General features: G+C 64.7%; 1 protein-coding gene. It reads left to right on the top strand.

The annotated features are described in order from the left end of the window. Positions 1–64: 64 nt before the first annotated feature. The coding region (locus tag PFH44_RS27695) for an ABC transporter ATP-binding protein (RefSeq protein WP_283826856.1) at positions 65–1310 on the top strand (1246 nt) is incomplete at its 3' end.

The following is a 1310-nucleotide window of genomic DNA, read 5'->3' as shown; positions in this document are numbered from 1 at the left end:
GGGTGACCTGCCCTCCGGGCAGCGCCACGCCGGCGGGCAGATTATCTGCTGCGGATGCGAGGTATTGCAGGCGACGCCTCGCCAGCTCCGGCAGCTCAGATTCAGGCATACTGCCTGGCTTGGCCAGGACCCGGCACAGGAGCTGACGCCGGGTATGTCGGTGCGGCGTCAGCTGAATGAATTTCATCATGGTGATGCCAGCGCCATTCGCGAGATGCTGGCTTCGCTCGGATTACCGCAGGATGACGCTTTCCTGCAGCGTTTCCCTCACCAGCTTTCCGGCGGGCAGCGCCGGCGGGTCGCACTGGCTCGGGTGTTATTGAAGCGCCCGCAGCTCCTCATTCTCGATGAGCCCTTCGCCGGATTAGATCGGCGACATCGTGAGCAGATGATGGCGGAACTGCGTCAGCTACAGCGGCAATATCGCTTTGCCCTGCTGCTGATCGGTCACCAGCTCAACGCCGTGGCGGAGATAGCGCAACGGATGCTGGTACTGCATAACGGGCAGCAGCTGGAATACGGTGACACCCGGCAGCTTTTTGCCACCCCCAAAAGTCCGCTGCTGCAGGCGTGGTTGTCTCCTGTGACCTGCTCGCGACCGGTAACCACTGAGGGTGAGCCGCTGCTGCGGGTTGCGCACTGGCATCCAGGGGATTCGCGACGGACCGCGTTGCCGGCGCTGAGTTTCGCGCTGCATTCGGGGCAGTGCCTTGCGGTCACCGGGCCGTCCGGCATTGGCAAAAGCACCCTCGCGCGCTCGCTTGCGGGGCTAAATCCCCCCCATCAGGGCGCTATCACCCTTGACGATCGGCCGCTGGCAAGCGATGTGCGCCGGCGCTCCCGCGAACAGCAGCGCGCCATCGCGCTGGTGCCTCAGGACCCAGCTCATTCGCTGCACCCGCTGCGCAGCGTTGGGCGGCAGCTGCAGCAGGCGCTCGATCGGTACCGATTATCCCACCCAGGCAGCGTGGCCGCGCTGCTGCACCAGGTCGGGCTGCCCGGCGATTACGCCCGCCGCCTGCCGCGAGAGCTCTCCGGCGGCGAACAGCAGCGCGTGGCGCTGGCGCGGGCGCTGGCGGGTCAGCCCAGCGTGCTTATCTGCGATGAAGTGACCTCGGCGCTGGATGTGCTCAGCGCCCGCACGATTCTGCAACTGCTGAGTCAGCTACTGGCGCAGGGCATGGCAGTGCTTTTTATTACCCATGATTTACCGGCAGCCAGACAGATTTGCACCGCAGGTCTGCATCTCAGCGGCGGTGACGCTGATCCAGGCGCGGTGTTTGACAAGGAGATTTGTGATGACTTCAACA

This window comes from Klebsiella sp. Ech2A, assembly GCF_030078455.1.
Taxonomy (GTDB): domain Bacteria; phylum Pseudomonadota; class Gammaproteobacteria; order Enterobacterales; family Enterobacteriaceae; genus Klebsiella; species Klebsiella terrigena.
This window is presented reverse-complemented; position numbering and strand designations above follow the sequence as displayed.